The 7759-nt window shown below is 57.8% G+C and carries 7 protein-coding genes; 5 read left to right on the top strand and 2 right to left on the bottom strand.

All coding sequences use genetic code 11. The features are described from left to right. Nucleotides 1-247: 247 nt before the first annotated feature. Nucleotides 248-1939, bottom strand: a complete 1692-nt coding sequence (locus ACMA5I_RS15890; protein ID WP_525887261.1) for a DUF262 domain-containing protein — start codon at nucleotides 1937-1939, stop codon at nucleotides 248-250. A 695-nt stretch (nucleotides 1940-2634) separates the two neighbouring features. Between ACMA5I_RS15890 and ACMA5I_RS15885 the strand changes: the two genes are divergently transcribed. Beyond that, complete coding sequence (locus ACMA5I_RS15885) at nucleotides 2635-4767, top strand: J domain-containing protein (RefSeq protein ID WP_525887260.1); 2133 nt, start codon at nucleotides 2635-2637, stop codon at nucleotides 4765-4767. Nucleotides 4768-5209: 442 nt separating this feature from the next. On the opposite strand, the gene ACMA5I_RS15880 is transcribed toward ACMA5I_RS15885, so the two are convergent. Continuing rightward, nucleotides 5210-5482 (bottom strand): metal-sensitive transcriptional regulator, encoded by a 273-nt coding sequence (locus tag ACMA5I_RS15880; RefSeq protein ID WP_525887259.1) that lies wholly within the window; start codon nucleotides 5480-5482, stop codon nucleotides 5210-5212. A 106-nt stretch (nucleotides 5483-5588) separates the two neighbouring features. Between ACMA5I_RS15880 and ACMA5I_RS15875 the strand changes: the two genes are divergently transcribed. From ACMA5I_RS15875 to ACMA5I_RS15860, 4 genes are read left to right on the top strand one after another with little or no spacing between them, the layout of a single operon-like run. Next, nucleotides 5589-6122, top strand: coding sequence for a DUF305 domain-containing protein (locus tag ACMA5I_RS15875; RefSeq protein ID WP_247740555.1), 534 nt, complete (start codon nucleotides 5589-5591; stop codon nucleotides 6120-6122). A 3-nt stretch (nucleotides 6123-6125) separates the two neighbouring features. Next, on the top strand, nucleotides 6126-6251 hold the full coding sequence (locus tag ACMA5I_RS15870; RefSeq protein WP_271118305.1) for a hypothetical protein: 126 nt from the start codon (nucleotides 6126-6128) through the stop codon (nucleotides 6249-6251). Between the two features lie 24 nt (nucleotides 6252-6275). Continuing rightward, nucleotides 6276-7067, top strand: coding sequence for a glutaredoxin (locus ACMA5I_RS15865; RefSeq protein ID WP_209059940.1), 792 nt, complete (start codon nucleotides 6276-6278; stop codon nucleotides 7065-7067). A gap of 52 nt (nucleotides 7068-7119) precedes the next feature. Then, entirely contained in the window at nucleotides 7120-7578 is a 459-nt protein-coding gene (locus ACMA5I_RS15860; RefSeq protein ID WP_525887258.1) for a DUF305 domain-containing protein, read from the top strand. The last annotated feature ends 181 nt before the right edge of the window (nucleotides 7579-7759 follow it).

Below are 7759 nucleotides of genomic sequence, written 5' to 3'. Positions count from 1 at the left end.
GAAATGAGCTGAACGGCCACCATCCAAAAACACTGCCTTTGGCCGCGATAACAGCGGTCTGAGCGGAAGCGTCTCGGCGAAACACAAGATGTAGTAGGTCGAGTTTTTCACCTAAATCGGTCGTTTACGCTGGTGACAAAATGGTTGAGCTTTAATACATCCTTCAACTCTCGCGAGCTTCGCGTGGCCGGTCCCGCCGGTGCCGTCAGCGTTTAGATCTAGCCGCGTTTCAGAACGACCTGTCGACTCAATTCAGCTGCCAGATTTCATCGAACTTTTTTCGAAGTTTTTTACGACGGGCCTCCAGGACTTTAGGCGTCCAGACTGCCTCCTTTAGAACGTCTTGGGTCAGAACGTACTTCGTCTTGCCCTTCTCGTCGGAGAAGTATCCGACTTTCTTGTCGGAGAAAGCTCGGTTGTTCGCCTGGCTGTTTTTGATCCGGGATAGCAAGACAAGGTTGGCCACATGATGGGTCCACCGATCACGCTCTTCCTCGCTGAACGCTTCTCTCCATGTCGATGAAGGACCTTGTGGGAGGACATGCTCAATGGTCTCCTTGCCGTGATAGGTGACTGCGTTGTCGGCCATCGCTGCGTCGAGGCGCAGCAGCACTGGCATCCGAACACGAGTAGAGAGATAGAGATCCCCGTCGAGTGCCTTCCGAAACGCTTTCACTTCCGCTTTCGAGAGGTCAAGTGTCGGGCCTGCCATAACCTCCTCATGTGAATCTGCCTTCGCGATCGCTCGCAGGACGCTCGCCGACCTGTTGATGCGCTCATTCACGCGCTCGCGGGTGACGAAAAGGTACGCTGTGAGACGCTCAAACTTCCGGAGGAACGCCTTGAACTCGCCTTTTTCTCCAAACTTGAGCAGATAGGAGAGGACGGGGGGCAACCAGTCGGAGTTATCCACCCGCCAAAGGGCGCGCAGGAGCTCGGCGGTTTCCTCCCCGAAACGGTCCCGGGCGACAATATCGTCGCGACAGGCAACGTAGGCGTCCACGATCGGCGTCAAGAGGTCATCCATGAAGGTGACCGGCTTCTCGACGAATATAGGCACGTCCTTCTCGAAGTCGTCCTCCAGGGCAGTCTTCGGCTTCTTCTGCGCGTGGATCATCCGGATATGCGCGAAGAGCTGGGCGAACGCCGCCCTGCCAATGTCTTCTTCGTGGCGCTCCCATGCCTTCGCGTAGTCCTCCACCCGCGCAGTGTCGATCTTGTCTAGCAGGCGGGCTTTAAGAATATCAGTGGGCTGGAGGTCCAGACCTCTTGCATTGAGGACTTGAAAAATGCGTCTGGCCGCGGTCGCCGTCGGCACCTCCACCACGACGACGAGGCAGCGCTCGCGCAGGAAAGCGATCAGATCGCGGCGCTTGTCATCCGACATCCCGCTGAGGGCGTGGCGGTAGAGTGCGGCATTGCGGATGTAATGTCTGACGCTCTCCGCCTCCCCAGCATTCCGCTTGCCCTCATTCGCGGTAGCTCCGACCTTCTGTACGACGCGTTCGAAGGCCAGCCGCTCCCCGGGCTTATCCCGAACCCGTAGGATTGGTTCGCCGGAAGATTTCTTGCCGATGGGGTCGCGACCTACCGTGACGAACTGATCAAGGTAGCTACGGATCTCGTCGTTCTCGCTAAGATCGCGCAGAGCCGCCAAGAGGATTGTCAGCGTTGTCAGCCGCTGCTGACCATCAACTACTTCGGCATGCTTAGCATTTGGCTGCTTCACGAGGACGAAGCTGCCAAGGAAGTAGTCGTCTTGATCATCCTCCATAGCCTCAACTACGTCGTCGAGAAGCTCGCGCGCCTCTCGTGTCGTCCATGAGTAAGGCCGTTGATATGAGGGAATCTCGAAGCGATAGGTATCGCCCAGGAAGATGTCCTTCAGAGTCTTTTGACCTGCCTCAATTGTCGTCTTACCGGTTTGGATATCTAACACTCGTGTCTCCTGATCGCAGTTGGCCCATCTCGCCGGACAACTTCCCAAAGAAATATTTTGGTCGTTTCATTATATTATGCTTCGAAGGTCGGATTTTAATGGACCGCGCAGCGGAACCCAGTTTATCCCAGCATGCTGGGAATAACTACCCAGCCACAACCTGTACGTCAAAAATGGTCGTTTGGGGCCCTCCCTAAGGGGGCTTGCGTCTACAGAAAGTTAGACTGGGCAGAACCCCAATGCAAAACCCATGTGGTATTGGCACGTTTTTGGCCTGCTGGCGAGAGCCGCCGTTCGGTGAGGCCCGTATTGTGAGCGGGAAGGGATCGGTGGAGCCGCTCGCCGCGCTCCGCCTGAACGTCAGCTTCTGGAAAATGGAGTCAGCGGAGCTAGGTCCCCAAACTGCGCACTGCTGACCTTGGGGCACTGGATGATGCTGCGCGGTGCCATGAAGGTCCGGTATGGGGGAGCCGCGCTGCGGCAAAGGTGATCCTTGCCAATGACCGCTGTGGGCCGTTCGTTGGTCTGGCGGCCTCACTTTGGCGAGAACAAGCGCGTCGCAGTGCCCCAGCTCGGCATGGAACTCAAAGCGATCTGTCGCAACGAAGCTTGAGCCTTCGTTTAATTGAAGCGGGAGATTGACAGCCCGAGTGAACGACGCCCCTATCACCATATTTAAACAAGGCAGGTGGAGCATGGTGTTTGGCATTTTCAGGAAGATGTTCGGGGGAAAAAACGCTGCCGTGCGCAACAAGGGTCTTCCTGTGATTTGTGAGGCGGCCGGTTCAGGCGATGATGGCGCGGGCAGTGAGCGCCGCAACCGTTTTGAGGACTTTGAACGGGAAACGAGGGAGCGCCTTGAGGCACAATCCTATGAAATGCCGGGGCAGGCTTACTTCAGCCAATTACAGGCCCTGCAGGAAAGTATATCCGATCGCAGGTACATGGACGCGGCAACCGCGGCGCGCAAGAGCCTGCCGCTCATTCGCAAGTGGCTCGAGGATCCCAGAGGCAACGGCAAGAGGCTCAACCTGAGCATGCCCGCGCTCACTCAAGGCGGCACCATGCTGGCCATCACCGGTGACCGGAAAGGACTGGCGATGCTGCATGAACTGGTATCGGAATTCGATCATCTCGAGGAATACCGCGCCGATGCCGAAAAGCATCTTGCCGCCATCGACCTCTTCGACGCCATTCGCAAGGCCGTCGCAGCGAAGCCTGGCATCTTGCAGAACAAGATGAAGTCGGAAGTGGGCGCCGAGGACGGTCGCCTTGTCAGCAACCTTATCTCGTGGCTGGAGAAGGCTGGCGAGATCACCCGCGCCAAGAGCGGAAAGACCTACGCGCTCTACGTAGATGGCGTCGAGATGAGTGCCAAGGACGCTTCGACAATCTACACCGAGCCGCCGCGTCCTGGGTCGCATCAGGTCAGATCCAAGCCGGGCAAGCCCATCGAACTAAACCTCGAAAAGCTGACCTTGTTGCCGCTGCCACCATCTCCCGAGGTCTGGGCCAGCCAGGTTGCGCTGCCTGCGACCTCTGAAACATTCGAGGATGCCGACGGCGCTTGGCAAGAACTCACTGTGGAGGCGATTGCGCCCGCGGATCGTCCGGACCCCGCCTTTCGAAAGCACTTCACCACGCGTGGCGGCGTCCTCTCCTTCGATGACCTCGCAAAATCCGAGGCAAGCCTCGGTGCACCAGGCGCGGTGATGTTCAGCGCCGAGCAGGGCGGCAACCCGATGATCGAACGACTGGAGCGCCCGATTTATGCGCTCGATGTTCATCCCGAAGGCCAAGGTTTCGCGACGCGGTCCAAGATGAATATTTTGACCGTCTATGGCGCTGACCTAAAGGTCGATTTCGAGACAGACCTTTCCGCTACGCCCGAAGTCGTAGCGGGGCGCCGTCGTCTCGATCTTGACGGGGACGGAGGTATTTTCTGGGGGGAACCCCACTTGGCGATAAACTGCATCGCGCTCAGCCCCAGTCGGGACAGATACCTTTACACGCATGTGGATGAAGCATGGTGCATCGATCGGCACGGAAAACCCCTGTGGGGCGTCCGTATGCCTGAGCGTCCCGTGGACACTTACTATCATACTTTCGAAGTGGGCGGCATGGGCGGGCATACGGGAACCGCCGCAGAAATCGAGGAGGCGCTCGAGGAACTTGAGCTTGCGTTGCCGGTAACGCCGGATGAGATCCGACAGAAATACCGCGGCCTGGTGCGTCAGCTGCACCCGGACCTCAACCCAGGCAACGAAGCGCGGATGAAGGCGGTTAACGCCGCTTACGAGGCACTCACCGGGGCCAGCCACGATGATCTGCAGGGGAAGAAAAGCGCCGAGGATTTGCTGACGTTCTCCGCCACCGTGACTTTTATGACCGGCGGCGGACCTGACCGCCTTCAGGCTGCGGCTTTCTCTGGACGTGGCGACACGGTGTTGCTGGGAACCTCCCAGGGGCGTGTCCTGCGCATCGATGATTCCGGCAAGCCGATCGCTCTCTACGATGTTGGCACTGCGCCGATCCGGATCTTGGAAACGGATCGCTACCTCTACATCCAAACATTTACCCGGCTTTACGTGGTCGAGGGAGACCGCCTTGTGGGACTGCAGGACTGCACGGCCAAATGCGACCTTTTGGTCGACGAGGACTTTGTCTTGCTGGTGGAGAACAAGGGCGTTCGGATGCTGACGGAGGCGGGCCGACCTCTGGGCATTGCTCTGACAAAGACACCGATCCGCCGGACTGGGATCGAGGATGGCGCGCTCGTCATCGAAACGCGAACACATCGGGGCCGGTTCAGCGGTCTCATTGCGTAGCACGTGAGCGATGCAGCTGTTCCGCTTACACCGCATCGCCGCCGGTCGACCCACTGCGGGCAGCACCTGCAGGGACCGGCAGAAACGTTCTGCATTGCTGAGGTTGGCTTGCCGGACCACGCTACACTGTGTCACCAATGACCGGTCTAGGAACGTTGCAGCGCAGCATTGGCCAACCCGGTGAACGGCATTAACGGGCCGTCTCGGCCGGGCAGACCCACTCGCTTGGGCGTCCAGCACGCCGCACCGCCGCATGGCCGGTTCGAGCCCGTTTTGCTCAATTTCTGCTATGTAGCGAATGGCTGCTCTCGCCGCACTGGCATCAAACTTCAAGACCGTTTTGAGTTTGAGCAACGAGCTTATTGTAACGGCGATCAAGGCGATTGGCGTTTGTGCGAAAAATGTATTTTAGCGGACCGAGTGCTATGTAGATTTGAAAAGCTTACCGCGACGCCTTTTGCAGAAGCCCGATGAGCTCACCGAACTTTGCACGCTGCTCTTCTGGATCGCCACTCTGGATGGCGGTCTCGACGCAATGCTCTGCATGGTTCTCCAGGATGAGCTTTTCGACACTAAGGAGCGCAGACCGGATTGCGGCTGTCTGCGCAAGAATATCCATGCAGTAGCGGTCAGCCTCGACCATGCCAGCCACGCCCCGCACTTGGCCTTCCAGACGGGAAAGCCGATCCAGTGTCTTGTCCTTGTTTGCCTTCACGTGTCGCGTCTCCCTGCCTTTTGGAACCTGCCGCGGACTATCTTGTTGTATACCCCATATGGGTATATAAACAAGGCAGGAAATGGCATACCGGGAGGACACTACAATGGATTCACACGGCACGCATCACCATAGCAAAAGCGGCAAAGGCAGCGGCTATGGCCGGTTCTTCGCTATGATCGGCACCTCGACGGTTGTGATGTTTGGCCTGATGTATCTCAACACCTACGCCCTCGATCACGTCTTCTTCTCGCAGACCCGGATGTGGATGGCGCTCTACATGGGCGGGATGATGGCGATCATCATGCTCGCTTTCATGCTGGGCATGTATTCCAACCGGAAAGCCAACATCGCGATTTTCGCGGGCGCAGCCATCGCCTTCGTCGCCGGGGTTTATCTTGTCCGGTCTCAGGACACCGTTGGCGATGTCGCCTGGATGAAGGCGATGATCCCGCACCACTCGATCGCGATCCTGACCAGCGAACGGGCCAACATTTCCGACCCGCGCGTCCGCGAGCTGGCCGATGCGATCATCGAGGCGCAGCGCGGCGAGATCGCGGAAATGAAGCGATACATCGCGGATATCGAGGCCAACGAGGACGCTGCCCCCGGCACTCCCCGCATCGAAGAAGGGAACTGAGCAATGATGAATGGTGAAATGCACGAAGGTACAGGCTGGATAATGATGGGCGGCATGGGACTGATCGCCCTGCTGTTCATCGCCTTTCTGATCACCGGTATCGTTTATTTTGTCCGCAACTCTCGCTGACGCTGATCGCAAGGAGATTATGAAATGCCAAAGGACACCCGCGACTTTGCCGACGTAACAACCGATCCCGCCACCGCCGCGATCGGGAAAACAGCTGTTCTCTACCGCATGGCTCTGCCGAACCATCTGTGCCCGGCAGGGCAAAAGGCACGCTGGCTTCTGGACCGCAATGGGTTCAAGGTCGATGACCGGCTATTCCGCGAACGGTCAGAAGTCGATGCGTTCAAGGAAGAATACGACGTTCCCACCACACCGCAGGTCTGGATCGACGGCGAGCGCGTCGGTGGCTATGATGCCCTACGCCAGCAGCTCACCGACTACGATCCGAAGGCCACGACCTACAAACCGGTGATCTACCTCTTCGCCGTGGCCGCCGCGACGGCGCTCGCGCTGTCCATTGGCTTCCTCGGCACGATCACATGGCAAACGCTCGGCTGGTTCATCTCGGTCTCGATGATCCTTTTGGGGATGCAGAAGCTCCGCGACATCGAAAGCTTCACGACGATGTTCCTCAACTACGATCTGTTGGCGCGAAAGTGGGTGCCATACGCCTATGTCTATCCGTGGGTTGAGACGGGGGCGGGTATTCTGATGACGGGTATGTTGTTGACCCCGCTTGCTGCTCCTGCGGCGCTCTTCATTGCAACGGTGGGCGCGATCAGCGTGTTCAAAGCCGTATACATCGACAAACGAGAGTTGAAATGTGCCTGTCTGGGCGGCAACTCGAACGTGCCTCTGGGTTTCGTAAGCCTGACGGAAAACCTGATGATGATGGGCATGGGCCTCTGGATGTTGGGGATGTGGTTCGCAGCCTGAAACGTCCTCCACCGTTCCTCTCGGAAATCGACATAAACAGGAGAACTCGAAAATGAACATCATCAAGACCGCCCTCGCAACTACCATTGCGGCGTTGGCATTTTCCGCACCAGCTTGGGCACAGGATGCCGGGTTCGAGCCCCCCGAACAGTGCACCGAAGTTTCTGCTATGGAGGAAATGGATCATTCGGCGATGGGTCACGACGATCCCGCTTACAACGCGCGGTCGGAGAGTGACGATCATGATGCCATGCCAGAGCACGTGCAGGAGAATATGCGCAGAATGGCAATTACCATGCCCGCGATGGAGGAAGGTATGATGCGTGAAGATGCCGACGTGGCATTCGCCTGCGCAATGATTGCCCACCATCAGGGCGCAATCGACATGGCGCAGGTGCTGCTTGAACATGGTGACGACCCGCATATGATCGAACTTTCCGGAGAAATAATCGCCGCGCAGGTCGGTGAAATTGACCGAATGACAGGTTGGCTGGCCGAGAATGCCGAATAGTATGACGCTGGCCGCACGTTCCGGATTTTGCGGCTACTTCTTTAAGGCACCTCCCAAAAACCACCGATGCTGGTGAAAAACTCTGACCTTGATCGAGACCCAACCGACTGATTCACTTGCCTTATCGGCAGGGAGGATCAGGCGATGATGGGACGTCTGGAGGCGCAGGAGAACCTTTTTT

This window comes from Jujubicoccus corallicola, from assembly GCF_047345645.1.
Classification (GTDB): domain Bacteria; phylum Pseudomonadota; class Alphaproteobacteria; order Rhodobacterales; family Rhodobacteraceae; genus JBLEFH01.
The sequence above is the reverse complement of the archived record's forward strand: the minus strand, read 5'-3'. Positions and strand labels throughout refer to the sequence as shown.

Coding starts and splice junctions, on each gene's coding strand:
- ACMA5I_RS15885 (WP_525887260.1), top strand. CDS start 2,635: ATGGTGTTTGGCATTTTCAGGAAGATGTTCGGGGGAAAAAACGCTGCC.
- ACMA5I_RS15875 (WP_247740555.1), top strand. CDS start 5,589: ATGGATTCACACGGCACGCATCACCATAGCAAAAGCGGCAAAGGCAGC.
- ACMA5I_RS15865 (WP_209059940.1), top strand. CDS start 6,276: ATGCCAAAGGACACCCGCGACTTTGCCGACGTAACAACCGATCCCGCC.
- ACMA5I_RS15860 (WP_525887258.1), top strand. CDS start 7,120: ATGAACATCATCAAGACCGCCCTCGCAACTACCATTGCGGCGTTGGCA.
- ACMA5I_RS15870 (WP_271118305.1), top strand. CDS start 6,126: ATGATGAATGGTGAAATGCACGAAGGTACAGGCTGGATAATGATGGGC.